This is a genomic window from Ruegeria sp. AF1 (genome assembly GCF_056542125.1).
The window spans coordinates 86,493-100,375 of record NZ_JBQFZG010000009.1; the positions used below are offsets into that span (position 1 = coordinate 86,493).

Here is a 13,883-nt window from a genome sequence, read left to right on the forward strand (position 1 = left end):
TTACTTTGGTGAAGGGACGGCTTTCAAAAGCATGTCCCTGACCCTGTCGGCGTCTGAAATCTGAAGCCGAACCGGCAAAGTGATCACCTTGCTTCGGAAAGCGGGCGGCAGGCGAACGGCGTCTTTTTCGGTGGTGACCATCTGAGCGCCAAGTAAACGCGCATCATTTTCCAGTCGGGTCATCAGGGCCTGTGTCAACGGTTGGTGATCGTCCAACGCCTCGGCCCGTACCAGATCAACACCCAGCCGCCGCAGGGTTTGGAAGAACTTTTCGGGATAGCCGATGCCTGCGAACGCCAACGCACGCGTTCCTGACCAATCCATACCGGTTTGCAGGGGTTCGACTGCCCCGGTGACATGAGGAACGGTCAACCGGCCTTTCCAGTTGTTGGCAAATACCTTTTGTGCCGCCTCTTCACCCAAGGACAGTACAAGATCGGCCCGTTGCAGGCCGGTATCGACGGGCTCTCGCAATGGACCGGCTGGCAGACATAATCCGTTTCCAAATCCGCGCTGGGCGTCCACAACGATAATCGAGAAATCCTTGGCGACCGAAGGGTTCTGAAAGCCATCATCCAGAACGATCACCGTTGCCCCCGCCGCGGCCGCTGCACGCGCGCCCGCCGCCCGATCCTTGGCGACCCAGACCTCGGCAAACATCGCCAGCAACAGCGGCTCGTCCCCCACCTCGGCGGCGGTGTGCCTGCCCGGATCGACCCGTACCGGGCCTTCCAGCGATCCGCCATGCCCTCGTGTCACGACATGCGGCTTGTGCCAGGCGTTACCAAGCTGTTCGAGGGTCCAGATCACGGTGGGCGTTTTCCCGGTTCCACCTGCATTGAGATTGCCGATGCAGATCACGGGCACACCGGGATTTTCCCCCGATTTCGAGGCAATCCTGCGGGCAGTCGCCGCTGCATAAAGGCGGCCCAGCGGGGCCAGCAGCCGCGCCCTCAGATCCGGCTGGTCCGGAGGAGTGTTCCAGAACTCAGGTGCCCGCATGATCTGCGCTCCTCTCGTCCAGAATATCCTGCACCAATTCGATGAGAGTGTCTGCCTGTGGCGCACCTTCGGTGATTATCTGCCATCCTGCCAAAGCCATGTCAGCGGCGCGGTCCGGTGCCAGAAGCTGTACGACGGCATCGCCCAACTCGGTTGCTGACTTGACCTCCTTGGCTGCGCCAGCCTGTTGCAGGTGGGCGTAAAGCTCTTGATGGCGATGCACGAATGGTCCTGAAATTATGGCAGACCCCAGCGCGATTGCGTCGGACGGGTCCTGACCGCCTGCACCGCGTTCCAGTGAACTGGCCATGAACGTCACTGCCGACACACGGTGCCACAACCCCAGATTTTCTGGGTCCGCAGTCAGAACGACCTGCGTGCTGTCTTCGATCAAGTCGCCATCGTCCCAGTTAACACAGCGTAGATCCATCGCCTCCAGCCTCCGTTTTAGGGGGGCAGCTTCGTGAACGTCGGCGACGTGAAGTACAAGAACCAGCCGGTGCAAAAGGCGCAATGCCTGACGATGTGCTGTCAGAACCGAAATGAACTCTTTGTCCTGCACCCAGGCAGCCAACCAAACAGGTCGCCCTGCAAGCGTGTGGTTGGTTTCGATCAGCTCGTCTTCTGGCCAAGGTCTTGGATTTGGGCTAATGCGCAAAGGCGGCGATTCTTCGACTGTTGAAAACGGGATGCCAAGTCTCCGGATGTGACGGGCGGTTTCAGAATTTGCAGTCAGTATCTTGCGAAAGCAGCTAAAGGTCACTCTGGTTATGTCTGGCAGCCAGCGCGCGTTCCGGGACAGTGCAACGGTAAACTGGGCGTCAAACAACACAAGGGGTACAGCCTGTTCATCGGCTCGGGTTATGATGTTGGGCATCAAATCACCGCCGACCCAAATCCCGATACCTGGGCGCCAGTATTCGATAAAGTCACGCGCGGCCCCGCTCTGTTCCTGAGGCAGGTTGATCAGGGGAAAGCTGCATTCCGGCCAGGCAGACAGATCCGCGTCCGGCGGAGCGGTCAGTAGAAAATGCAGCTTGGATCGGGACTGAAGCAACCGGCGACAAAAATCACTCACCGCCCGCAGGCGGTCTGGCGTGGCGACGTGCATCCACACGACCTCGCCTTCGGGGCGTGGCAGGTCGGTTTTTACACCAACGCCGTTCCGCATTCTCCAGGACAGCACCCGATAAGCGGCAAGGCTTAATGAGCGCGGTTTGCTCATGCGCTGATTCCGGGCCCGATCGGGTCCAGCTGAGCAGACAGTTGCGCATGGATTGCGGTGCTGGCGGCGATTACGCCATTCAGCCTGGGGTGGGCATTGTTGAAGATCAGAGGATGACCCAAACGGTCTGAACTGACGCCGCCTGCCTCTCGGATGATCAGATCGCCAGCGGCAATATCCCATTCCCAGCTTGGGCGAAGGGTCAGCATGGCATCGAACCGCCCCTGCGCGACCAGCGCCATGCGATAGGCAAGCGAGGGACGGTACGCGCGGTGGAAGGCTGGAACATTCTGATTGCGCCAGTGCTGTGCGTCCAGATTTGGTTTGGCGGCCAGAACCTGCGACTGCAATAACTCAGACGTTTTCGACGTCGTGATCTTTTGCCCGTTGAGAGTTGCGCCCTGACCTTGCGCGGCAGCATAAAGCAAGTCGCGCATCGGCAGATAGATTACGGCGGAAGTCACAATGCCATCCACTGCAACAGCCAGCGAATGCGCCCAGGTGCGCGCGCCTTCGGTAAAGCTGCGGGTGCCGTCAATCGGATCGACGATAAAGGCATTGCTGCGGTCCAGCCGCTCGGGCGAATCCTCGGATTCCTCGCTGAGCCAGCCATAGCCCGGTCGCGCAGCGCACAGCTTTTCTTCCAGCATCGCGTTGACGGCCAGATCGGCCTCGGTCACCGGACCGGCGCCACCGGGTTTGTCCCAACGCTGTGCCTGCGTCCCGGAATAGCGTGTAGCGATCTTGCCGGCCTCAATCGCGGCCTCAATCAGAAGGGGCAGATCAGTTGCCGGCAAGTGTCATTCCTTCGATCAACAGCGACGGGACCACGCGCGACAAATATGGGCGGGCGTCATTGGCGGGAATGATCCGCCGCAGCATATCACGCAGATTGCCTGCGATTGTGCATTCGTTGACAGGATGCGTGATCACACCGTTTTCGACCCAAAAACCTGATGCACCACGGGAATAGTCGCCCGTATTGGGGTTGATCGTCGATCCGATCATGGACGTGACCAGCAAACCGGTGCCCATATCGCGCAACAGATCGTCGCGACTGCGGGTTCCCTGCGTAAGGCTCAGGTTCCAGTTGCTGGGTGAGGGTGGGCCGGACACACCGCGCGCAGCGTTGCCTGTTGAGTCCATTCCCAGCTTGCGGCCACTCGACAGATCCAGTGTCCAGCCCGTCAGGACACCGTTTTCCACGATCACCCGGCGCTGCGTGGGCAGACCTTCGGCATCAAATGGGCGCGAGCCAGAGATACGCGGGCGGTACGGATCTTCGATCAGTGACAGATGCGCGGGCAGCACGTCTTGCCCCAGGCAATCCTTCAGCCAAGAGGCGCCGCGCGCAATCGCGGCCCCATTGCTGGCGGCCAGAAGATGCCCGATCAGCGAAGACGAGATACGTTCATCAAACAACACCGGGAAACTGCCGGTCGCCGGTTTGCGCGCGCCAACCTGTTGCACAGCGCGTTCCCCTGCTTTGCGCCCAATCTCAGCCGCGTCGCGCAAGTCGGATTGAAACGTCCGGCTGTCACCGTCATAGTCGCGCTCCATCCCGGTGCCTTCACCAGAGATCGCAACGCATGAGATGGATCGGCTGCTGCGCTCATACCCACCGGAAAACCCGTTTGTAGCCGCCAGATGCACCCGGTGCGCTCCGTAGCTTGCAGCCGCATCCGACACCTGCGTGACGCCTTTTACTGTCAGTGCTGCGGCCTCGGCGGCCAGCGCATCCTGCATCAGGCTTTCTGCGGACGGGGCCGGGGCGGAGTCCAGCAATTCCAGTGACTGAATATCCCAGTCACAGGCCAGTTGGCTTTTGTCCGCCAGCCCGGAATAGGGATCTTCGGGCGCTTCTTTTGCCATGGCCACGGCGCGTTCGGCCATCGCCGCAAGGGTTTCCGGGCGGCTGTCAGAGCTGGACACAATGGCTGAGCGTTTACCCAGAAACACGCGCAAACCCAGATCAGCGCCTTCCGAGCGTTCCGCATGTTCCAGTGCGCCGCCCCGCACATCGACCGAGACCGAGGACCCTTCGAGAACGATGGCATCTGCCGCTTCTGCGCCTGCCCGGCGAGCAACATCGAGCAATTGTTGGCTGATTTCTTCTGGTGAGCGGGTCATGAGGTCTCCGGGTTGATTGCCAAGGACCTAGCCTTGCACCGCCCGCCCCGCAAGACCTGTGACCGGATTGTGCTGTGTGGATCGGGATAAATCCATGCCGCTACCGGGTTTGGCACAAGGTTCACAGGAATGGAAAGGGCCGCACTGCGCGGCCCTTTCAGATAGGTATCACTTGATACGCTGGCCATTCGCCAAAATCTGACCGTCTTCCGTGAATTCGATGGTCGAGTTCAGGGTGTCAGGCTCATCGCCGGGGACAGCCATCAGACCCATCATCATCCGCGCGCCCAGTGCATCGTCGTCCGAAATGAGGCCCATGCCGATCAGCGTATCGATCAGCTGATTGGCGCCAACAAGTTTCAGGTTCGCCACGCCGCTTGGGCTAGGCATTCCGCCAAACTCTTCTGTGTTCGAATTGTCGAAGGCGAAATCGCCATCACCGGTCAGTTTGGCACCAACCAACGAAACCAGAAGCTGGCTGATTTTCAGCGAATGTAACTCACCCGGAGTCTCATCCGACTCAACGTCAATTTCCGGATCGAAGATGTTCATCAGAACTTTTGCCGTGCCGGTCGTTTCCAGCGCGATTGTCGCCGGATCGCGGGGCAGCGCGCCTGCCGGGTCAAAAATGCCCCACAAGACATCAGACATGGTGAAATCGGTCATGTTCAGGCCAAAGGCGAAGGGCTGTATTTCGTCCGATTGCTGGATCGGGAATTCGAAGTTCAACCCTGCACTGGCCATGGACAACTCGATCGGGAACGGCAGATCCGCTGTTGTCACCGCCAGTTTGGTGCTGTTCTGCGCGATGTCATAGGCGATGCGCTCGGCGTCGATGCTGGCGGCAAAGTGCCCACCCTCCGAGGTGCTGTTCATCGAGAACGCCTGTCCTTCGCTGGTCCCGCTCAGATCGGTGCTGCCGGATGCATAGGTAAACGTGCCATCAAAGGCGAAACCCGCTTGGTAAAACGCCTGCGGATCAGACATGTCAAAATCCAGTGGGATCACGTTTTCGCCTTCAAAGGCCAGTTGGCCCAGTTGGCCATTGATCAGCCCGCTTTCACCACTTTCCGGATCCTGAAAGTTCAGGTTATAGGTCAGTGTATCGCTGTTGAATATCTGAGTGATGTTTCGGTGTTCGCCGATTTGCATCCGCGACCGACCGGCCAGATCACCTGCCTCGACCGCGATGCTGAAAACCTCGTTCGGCAGCGGTTCGCCATCGACTTCGATCGAATCCAGTGCAATGCCCAGTTTGTCAGCGGTGTAGTCATAAGTCATGTCTTCGGGTGTACCCGAAACGACCATGTTCAGCTGGCTGTGCGAATAAATCACTTTGGCTGCAAACTCTTCATCGTCGGCTGTTCCCGTGACGTCCATGGGAAAGCTCTCGGGCAATCCGATGGTAACGGTTCCGTCACCATTTTCGGTCAGCGTCATTTCCGGCATGACCATCTGGAACTGCCCGTCTTCTTCCGGAAAGGTCAAAGAAAGTGTCATGTTCGAAATTGTGGTGACGTCACCGGCGATGCTTTCGTCGCCTGTAACGGTGTAGCCCATTGATGTGAAATAGCTTTGCCAGTCGGACCAGACATCATTTGCAGTAAGGTCGGCGAACGCGCCCTGGGTCGCGACGGCATAAGCCAGAACAGCACCGCAGCTGCGGTGGAGGAAAACGGACATAAGGTAACCCTTCTTGATCAATTTGCGGCGCATGGTCGGGGTTGTGGCACCTATCGTCAAGGGGGCAAGGGCTGGACCATTTCCCCGTTTCCGCGTTACGCCTGTTGCCGGGATCAATAACAATGCGTGAGGAGAGGCGAATGCAGGGGAAAACAGTTCTGATAACCGGGGCCAGCCGTGGCATCGGGGCCGAAGCGGGGCGCGTTTTTGCCGCAGCCGGGGCCAATGTCGCATTGGTGGCCCGCAGCCGCGATCAGATTGATGCCTTGGCCGCTGATCTGGGTGATCAGGCCATCGCGCTGGCCTGCGATGTCAGCGATTTCGCGCAGGTCGAGCAGGCTGTGGCCACTTGTGTGGATCGGTTCGGCGGGCTGGATGTTCTGATTGGCAATGCCGGTGTGATCGATCCGATCTTTCATCTTTCCAACGCCGATCCTGAGGCCTGGAGCAAAGCCATCGACATCAACCTCAAAGGCGTTTTCTACGGGATGCGTGCGGCATTGCCGGTGATGCGGGCCGCCGGGGGCGGAAGCATTCTGACCGTCTCGTCCGGCGCGGCGTCCAACCCGGTTGAGGCGTGGAGCCATTATTGCGCGTCAAAGGCCGGGGCAAAAATGCTGACGGAATGCCTGCATCTGGAAGAAGCCCAACACGGCATTCGCGCAATGGGGCTGTCGCCGGGGACGGTTGCCACGGATATGCAGCGGTCCATAAAGGCAAGCGGCATCAATCCGGTCAGTCAACTGGATTGGGAAGCGCATATTCCTGCAGATTGGCCAGCACGTGCCCTGTTGTGGATGTGTTCCAAGGGCGCGGACGAATACTTGGGAACGGAAATCTCGCTGCGCCTGGAAGACATCCGAAAAAGGGTCGGGTTGATATGATCGACCTGACGAAACAGGATGGCCTGTGGGTCGTTACGATCAACAATCCCGAAAAGGCAAACGCCCTGACCGGAGCGATGCTGAATGAACTGGCCGGGATTGCCGAGGCCGCAACCAGCGCGCGGGCGCTGATCCTGACGGGCGCGGGCAAAGTGTTCAGCGCGGGGGCCGATCTGGACGAGGCGCGCGCCGGTCTGGCCACCTCTGACGTCTGGGAAAGACTGTCCGGTGCCATCGCCGCATTGCCCTGTCTGACCATTGCGGCATTGAACGGCACTCTGGCTGGCGGGGCCAATGGCATGGCTTTGGCCTGTGACCTTCGCATTGCGGTGCCAACGGCCAAGTTTTTCTATCCGGTGATGAAGCTGGGGTTTCTGCCGCAACCGTCCGATCCGAAACGGTTGGCGGCATTGGTGGGTCCGGCCAGAACTAAGTTGATCCTGATGTCAGGTCAGAAGATCACCGCGCAAGAGGCGTATGACTTTGGTCTGGTTGATCGGATTGTCGAATCCGATCACCTGATGAAAACCGCGCGTGAGCTTGTGACAGACAGCGTGAACGCTGACCCCGTTATTGCCAGGGACATCGCAAGGATGTGTTCATGAGGATTTCGGCCATTCGGTTGCGGGTCACTGACCCGAAAAGACTGGCCGTATTCTATCGCGACGTTCTGGGTATGCGGGTTTATCCGCAGGGGTCAGGTTGCCGCGTCGGCTACAACTCGGAAGATGCGGACCTGCTGCTGCTGCCGGGTGGCGGGGGATACACCCATGACCGGGGCCAAAGATATTGGAAGATCGGAATTACCGTCCCTGATGTCGATCTTGCGGCAGCGCATTTGCGCGCGCTGGGTACTGCGGTAAGCGCGCCGAGCCAGTTTTTGGATATAGGGTACATGTGCCATCTGGCTGATCCCGAAGGGTTTGTCATCGAATTGCTGCAGCATGATTTCGAAGGCAACAAACCGGCGCAGGTGGCAGATCCGGATGCTCCGTTTGCGCAGGCCCGGATCGGTCAGATAACCCTTCGGACCGGTGATATCGCGGGTGAGGACGCGTTTTGGCGCGCGCAAGGTATGTCCTTGCTGTCAATGCAGGAGGTGGCCCCCCATGGCTTTGATCTGCATTTCTATGCCTTTACCGACGAAACCCCTCCAAACGCCGATTTGTGGGCCGTCGAGAATCGCGAGTGGTTGTGGAAACGACCGTATACGACACTGGAATTCCAGCATCTTGCGGGTGCAGAGTTTGCGCCTGTACCGGATTACCGGGGAATAGAAGTCGAAGGGTTGGCCGCACCTTTGAAAGACGCCTTTGGCGATCCGGTCTTGCCGGGCTGATCACCTGTTGCGTCGCTTGCCCGGAACTTTCGACCGAAATCCGGGTGGGCGTTCACGCACCCATATCAGGAATTTCTCAAGCCTGGGATGCGCGCGCAAGGCTGCGATCGTGTTGTAACAGCGCGCCAGTTCGGCCTCGGTCAGGGTGGCATGGACTTCTTTGTGGCAAATCTGGTGCAGAAGAACGGTGGGTCCGCCCTTGCCTCCTTTGAGTTTTGGGATCAGATGATGCAGGCTGCCACCCCCGCTGGGGATCGGGCGGTCGCAGAGCGGGCAGATCGGATCGTTGTTCGCCATGATGGTTTGAAACTTGCGCCGATAGATGGCGAAGGCAAGAGGGTGCGAATGGCGCAGGCAGTCGTGATCGGAGCAGGCCCCGCAGGGTTGATGGCGGCCGAGCAACTGGCCGAGGCCGGGCATTCCGTACTGGTTGCCGAAGCCAAGCCCTCGGTTGCGCGCAAATTTCTGATGGCAGGTAAATCGGGGCTGAACCTGACAAAGGACGAACCGCCTGAGACACTGATGCGGTCTTATGCCGATGCGGCGGACTGGTTGCGCCCGATGATCACCGCCTGTGATGCGCAAGCCGTGCAGCACTGGGCGCGTGGACTGGGACAGATATTATTCACAGGTTCTACCGGGCGGGTTTTTCCCGAGGCCATGAAGGCGTCGCCTTTGTTGCGCGCATGGCTTGCGCGACTGGGCACAGCCGGGGTTGAGATCAAAACCCGTTGGCGATGGAAAGGTTGGGAAGCTGATGCGCTGGTATTCGACACACCGGCCGGGCCGCAAAACCTGACTGCTGCTGTAACCGTGCTTGCGCTGGGCGGGGCCAGCTGGGCCCGCCTTGGGTCGGATGGTCATTGGGCGCAAATCCTGTCTGACAGGGGCGTCGAACTGGCACCGTTTGAACCTGCGAATTCAGCCCTGTCGGTGGACTGGAGCACTCATATGCAGCCACATTTCGGGGCGGCGCTGAAGTCGGTTCGGTGGAAGGCCGGTGACCTGGATAGCCGCGGCGAGGCTGCGATCTCGGCAACCGGGCTGGAGGGAGGGGGGCTTTACACTCTCACCCCTGTTTTGCGCAAAGGGCAGCTACTTTTTGTCGATCTGGTGCCCGACCTGGAACAGCAGTCCTTGCAGGCGCGTTGGTCTTCCAGAAAGTCGAAAACCACACTTTCGCAATGGTTGAGAAAGTCGTTGAACCTGTCACCGCAGAAGATCGCCGTGTTTCACGAGATGGCAATACGCAGTCACTTGCCGCTGCCCGGCGAAGTGGCGGTCCTCAAGAAACTGCCAATCCTGCACGCGGGGCTGCGACCGATGGATGAGGCCATTTCGACGGCAGGTGGCGTGAAACGATCCGCGTTGGGTGACGGGCTGATGCTGAAGACCATGCCGGGCGTGTTCTGCGCCGGTGAGATGCTGGATTGGGAAGCGCCGACCGGGGGGTATCTTTTGACAGCCTGTCTTGCCACTGGCCGCTGGGCCGGTCGGGCCGCTGCCGATTGGCTGGATCAGGGCAAGTAACTCAGCGCGACCGCGCAAGCATCGCCAGACGAATCATTGCGCGCTCGACCAGTGCCATTGAGGGGGCGGTCTGTCCGGCGGAGCGCAGGGAGAGGTCGGTATCCGTAAGAACGGTCAGAGCAGTTTGCAGCTTGGGCGCGCCCCAGCCCTGTGCCTGACGCAGAATACGGTCACGCCGTTTGCCGTAAACCGGCGGGCGCAACTTGCCGATACCCTGCGCCGCACCACCGGGATCCGAGGCGCAGGCATAAAGGGTGCGGAAATGCCGGGTTGCCCCAATACACAGAGTTACCCCGTTGGTACCCTGTGCCTGCAACCGCCGGATCAGCGGTCCGATCTCACCGGCGCGGCCTTCTGCAACCACGTTCAGCACGTCGTCAAGCGCCGCCTCGGTCGAACGCGGGGTACAGGCTTCGATGTCTTCCATGGTCAACTCAGAGTTGTCACCACGCTTGTAAAGCGACAGTTTCTCAATGGTTTGGGTGAAGTCACCGGGGCTAAGACTGTTGGCCAGTTCGCTGATGGCAGACATGACATCGCGGGGGATGTTATTCAGTTGCGCCTCAGTCAGAACCCGCTCGACCTCTGCACGCGATGGCGGGTCGTCATAAATGCCTATCGCATAGGCCGCAGGATGCCCCTCGAACGCTTTGCGGATTTTTGAGTTTGGTTTCAGCTGACCAGCCGTCACGATGATCTGAGCGTCGCCGGGGGTCCAATCTTCAAGTGCGGCCAGAATCGCAGGCGAGGCGGTTTCGGTGGCGTCTTCCACAAACACCGCGCGCGGGCCGGGGAAAAACCCAACCGCCTTGACCGCGTCCAGCAGAGACGCCGGATCGCCGCGCAAGTCGCCACCCGGCAGGCGGGTCAGGCGCATTTCCTCTTCCGCACCAGGACCAAGCAGGGCGGCCAGAACCTGCTGCCGCTTAAGCGCCACCCGCATGGCATCCGCACCATAGATCAGCAGCCCGGTCTTGTCCGCATCCGGCTTGGCGAAATACCCGTCAGCCTCGCGCGGGCTCAACTTCATTTGGATAAGCCCGGCGTTGAATATAGGCGGTTCACGATATGCCCGGACAGGATCACCATCAGGCGTTCTTTCGCATCGCGTTCGTTAGCCAGCGTCGAAACGGTAGAACCCGAAGCAGAATAGCCCACAAAATCGGTTACGGTGCCGGACGCCGCGACTTGCCCGGTCTCATTGGATTTCAACGCGTATTGGGCCCGTCCATCAATCGTGTACCGCGTTGTCTCGTTCGTCGTGGTGATGGCCGCGCCGCGGGTTTCGATCGAGACCTGAACATCCAGAGCGTAATCGCTGATAGAGCCCGCGCTGCGGCCCAGTTGTTGTTCAAGGTTCTGAACCAGAAGATAGCTTTCAACGGTATTTGGCGCAGATACCGCCACCCGACCGAACAAGGCAGAGCCCGACCCACCCGGAGCATAAACCGGTTGAAAGCCGCAGGCAGCCAGCGCTAGCGGCATAACAAGCAATGTTCTGCGATCAAACAACGACATTCACGATCCGGCCCGGAACAACGATAACTTTCTTCGGCGCGTTGCCATCCAGCGCCTTTTGGACAGCTTCGGTGCTGAGCGCGATATTTTCAACCTCGGCTTTGTCCATATCTTTTGGAACGCTGATTTCCGCGCGACGCTTGCCGTTGATCTGGATCGGCAGGGTGACGGTGTCATCAACCAGCATCGCTTCATCTGCGACGGGCCACGGGGCGACAGCCACAAGGCCCTCACCGCCCTGATGCGCCCAGATATCTTCCGCCAGATGTGGCGTCATCGGCGACATCAACTGGGCCAGTGTTTTGATTGCCTGTTTCTGAGCCGCCGCACCGGCCTTGGATTTTGCCAGTGTATTGGTGAAGGCGTATAGTTTGGCGATGGCTGCGTTGAAGCCAAAGCTTTCGACACCCAATGTCACGTCGCGGATGGTTTTGTGCATCTCGCGCAACAGATCCTCATCGGTTTCGCCCGCTGCATCGGCGTCCATGGCGCCGATCCTGTCACACAGATTCCAAACGCGATTCAGATGCTTATAGGCGGCTTCGGCCCCTGCGGCCGTCCATTCCACGTCCCGTTCGGGTGGCGAGTCGGACAGCACGAACCAGCGGGCCGTGTCGGCCCCAAAGGCCGAAATGATGCTGACCGGGTCGACCACGTTTTTCTTGGATTTCGACATCTTGGCTGAGGGGATGATTTCGACCTCTGTGCCATCGGCCAGTTTGCCGTTGGTTACATCCTCGGGCAGGTGATAGACCGGGCGGCCGTTGGCGTCGCGCGTCTGGTAAATCTCATGCGTCACCATGCCTTGCGTGAACAGCGCGTCGAACGGCTCGATGGCCTTCTTCGGCAAGTGCCCGGTGAGGTGCATCGCCCGCGCAAAGAACCGGGAATATAGCAGGTGCAGAATCGCGTGCTCAATGCCGCCGATATACTGGTCGACATTCATCCAATACTCGGCCTCAGCCAGATCGGTGGGTGTTTCCGCACGCGGAGCGGTAAAGCGCGCGAAATACCACGACGAATCGACGAAGGTATCCATCGTGTCGGTTTCGCGCTTGGCCGGAGCACCGCAGGAGGGGCAGGAACAATCGCGCCAGGTCGGGTGGCGGTCCAGCGGGTTGCCGGGTTTGTCGAATGTGACATCGTCAGGCAGGCGGACCGGCAGGTTTTCTTTTTTCTCGGGCACCACGCCGCAGCTTTCGCAATGCACGACGGGAATCGGACACCCCCAATAGCGCTGACGGCTGAGGCCCCAGTCCCGCAGACGGTATTTGGTGACACCCTCGCCCCAACCGGCTTGTTCAGCAAAATCGACGGTGGCGTTGATGGCTTCTTCGCCTGTCGCTTCGGTCAAACCGGCGAAGTGGTTCACCCAGCGGACTTTCTCGGTTTTCGGCGGGACGAATGCAATTTTGTCGACCGGCGTGTCGTCATCCAGTGCAAAGAATGTGTCGACCACAGGAAGGCCGTATTTGCGGCAAAAGTCGAGGTCACGCTGATCATGCGCAGGGCAGGCAAAGATTGCGCCCGTGCCGTAATCCATCAGGATGAAATTGGCGATCCAGACCGGCAGTTCCCAGCTCGGGTCCAGCGGGTGCTTGACCTTGATGCCTGTGTCAAAGCCCAGCTTTTCGGCGGTTTCTATGGCTTCCTCAGTGGTACCACCTTTGCGACATTCGGCCACGAATTCAGCCACTTCTGGATTTTCGGCTTCAAGCTGTTTTGCGATCGGGTGATCGGGCGAGATGCCAACGAAAGATGCGCCCAGCAGCGTGTCGGGCCGGGTTGTATAGACGGTGATCGGATCGCCGCCGTCTGTGCGTTCAAAGCCGAATTGCAGACCACGGGATTTGCCGATCCAGTTCTCCTGCATCAGGCGCACTTTGGCGGGCCAGTTGTCCAGAGTGTCCAGCGCATCCAGCAATTCTTCGGAATAGTCCGAGATCTTGAAGAACCACTGGGTCAGCTCGCGTCGCTCTACCAATGCACCCGAACGCCAGCCACGACCATTTTCAACCTGCTCGTTGGCCAGAACGGTCATGTCGACCGGGTCCCAGTTCACCACAGCGTTTTTGCGATAGACCAGCCCGGCATCGAGCATATCGAGGAACAGCGCCTGTTGCTGGCCGTAATACTCGGGGTCGCAGGTCGCGAATTCACGAGACCAGTCGATGGACAGGCCAAGTGGTTTCATCTGGTCGCGCATGTCGGCGATGTTGCTGTAGGTCCAGTCCTTCGGATGACCCCCGATGGCCATCGCGGCATTTTCCGCAGGCATCCCGAATGCGTCCCAGCCCATCGGGTGCAGCACGTTATGGCCTGTAGCCAGCTTGTGCCGGGCGATCACGTCACCCATCGTATAGTTGCGCACATGCCCCATATGGATTCGGCCAGACGGGTAGGGAAACATCTCAAGCACATAGTATTTCGGCTTGTCCGCCTTGTGGTTAGCGGTGAAGATCCCGGCCTTGTCCCAGGCCTCCTGCCATTTTGCTTCGATTTCAGTGGCCGAGTAGCGCGACATTGTGCGGTCCTTCGTGAATGAAAACGCCGGGTAGGAACCCGGCGTGGT

At 59.4% G+C, this 13,883-nt stretch carries 13 protein-coding genes; 4 read left to right on the forward strand and 9 right to left on the reverse strand.

The genetic code is table 11. From position 1 onward, the window contains the following. From lpxK to ACR0BK_RS13475, 5 genes are all read right to left on the reverse strand, one after another. Positions 1 to 1,002: a tetraacyldisaccharide 4'-kinase gene (gene lpxK / locus ACR0BK_RS13455; protein ID WP_480555020.1), complete on the reverse strand. Its 1,002-nt coding sequence runs from the start codon at positions 1,000 to 1,002 to the stop codon at positions 1 to 3. After that, complete coding sequence (locus ACR0BK_RS13460; protein ID WP_480555021.1) at positions 989 to 2,227, reverse strand: 3-deoxy-D-manno-octulosonic acid transferase; 1,239 nt, start codon at positions 2,225 to 2,227, stop codon at positions 989 to 991. The genes lpxK and ACR0BK_RS13460 overlap by 14 nt, the downstream gene beginning before the upstream one ends. Then, a complete protein-coding gene (locus tag ACR0BK_RS13465) occupies positions 2,224 to 3,024 on the reverse strand; it encodes an inositol monophosphatase family protein (RefSeq protein ID WP_480517865.1) in 801 nt (266 codons plus the stop codon). The genes ACR0BK_RS13460 and ACR0BK_RS13465 overlap by 4 nt, the downstream gene beginning before the upstream one ends. Continuing rightward, complete coding sequence (locus ACR0BK_RS13470; protein WP_480555022.1) at positions 3,011 to 4,357, reverse strand: TldD/PmbA family protein; 1,347 nt, start codon at positions 4,355 to 4,357, stop codon at positions 3,011 to 3,013. The genes ACR0BK_RS13465 and ACR0BK_RS13470 overlap by 14 nt, the downstream gene beginning before the upstream one ends. 168 nt (positions 4,358 to 4,525) lie before the next feature. Further along, positions 4,526 to 6,073 carry a DUF2125 domain-containing protein gene (locus ACR0BK_RS13475; protein ID WP_480555024.1) on the reverse strand — a complete coding sequence of 516 codons (1,548 nt, stop codon included), beginning with the start codon at positions 6,071 to 6,073 and terminating at the stop codon, positions 4,526 to 4,528. Between the two features lie 107 nt (positions 6,074 to 6,180). Between ACR0BK_RS13475 and ACR0BK_RS13480 the strand changes: the two genes are divergently transcribed. Genes ACR0BK_RS13480 through ACR0BK_RS13490 form a run of 3 tightly spaced genes read left to right on the forward strand, consistent with a single transcriptional unit; the run spans position 6,181 to position 8,263 of the window. Continuing rightward, complete coding sequence (locus tag ACR0BK_RS13480; protein ID WP_480474155.1) at positions 6,181 to 6,924, forward strand: SDR family oxidoreductase; 744 nt, start codon at positions 6,181 to 6,183, stop codon at positions 6,922 to 6,924. Beyond that, positions 6,921 to 7,529 (forward strand): enoyl-CoA hydratase/isomerase family protein, encoded by a 609-nt coding sequence (locus ACR0BK_RS13485; protein ID WP_480517858.1) that lies wholly within the window; start codon positions 6,921 to 6,923, stop codon positions 7,527 to 7,529. Before ACR0BK_RS13480 ends, ACR0BK_RS13485 begins: the two co-directional genes overlap by 4 nt. Continuing rightward, positions 7,526 to 8,263, forward strand: coding sequence for a VOC family protein (locus tag ACR0BK_RS13490; RefSeq protein WP_480555026.1), 738 nt, complete (start codon positions 7,526 to 7,528; stop codon positions 8,261 to 8,263). Before ACR0BK_RS13485 ends, ACR0BK_RS13490 begins: the two co-directional genes overlap by 4 nt. On the opposite strand, the gene ACR0BK_RS13495 is transcribed toward ACR0BK_RS13490, so the two are convergent. After that, complete coding sequence (locus tag ACR0BK_RS13495; protein ID WP_480555027.1) at positions 8,264 to 8,560, reverse strand: HNH endonuclease; 297 nt, start codon at positions 8,558 to 8,560, stop codon at positions 8,264 to 8,266. A 48-nt stretch (positions 8,561 to 8,608) separates the two neighbouring features. On the opposite strand from ACR0BK_RS13495, the gene ACR0BK_RS13500 reads away from it, so the two are divergent. Next, on the forward strand, positions 8,609 to 9,793 hold the full coding sequence (locus tag ACR0BK_RS13500; protein WP_480555028.1) for a TIGR03862 family flavoprotein: 1,185 nt from the start codon (positions 8,609 to 8,611) through the stop codon (positions 9,791 to 9,793). Between the two features lies 1 nt (position 9,794). Here ACR0BK_RS13500 and holA read toward each other — a convergent pair whose 3' ends face one another. From holA to leuS, 3 genes are read right to left on the reverse strand one after another with little or no spacing between them, the layout of a single operon-like run. After that, a complete protein-coding gene (holA, locus tag ACR0BK_RS13505) occupies positions 9,795 to 10,823 on the reverse strand; it encodes a DNA polymerase III subunit delta (protein ID WP_480555029.1) in 1,029 nt (342 codons plus the stop codon). Further along, positions 10,820 to 11,311 (reverse strand): LPS assembly lipoprotein LptE, encoded by a 492-nt coding sequence (lptE, locus tag ACR0BK_RS13510; RefSeq protein WP_480555030.1) that lies wholly within the window; start codon positions 11,309 to 11,311, stop codon positions 10,820 to 10,822. Before lptE ends, holA begins: the two co-directional genes overlap by 4 nt. Then, complete coding sequence (gene leuS / locus ACR0BK_RS13515; RefSeq protein WP_480555031.1) at positions 11,298 to 13,835, reverse strand: leucine--tRNA ligase; 2,538 nt, start codon at positions 13,833 to 13,835, stop codon at positions 11,298 to 11,300. The genes lptE and leuS overlap by 14 nt, the downstream gene beginning before the upstream one ends. Positions 13,836 to 13,883: the final 48 nt, after the last annotated feature.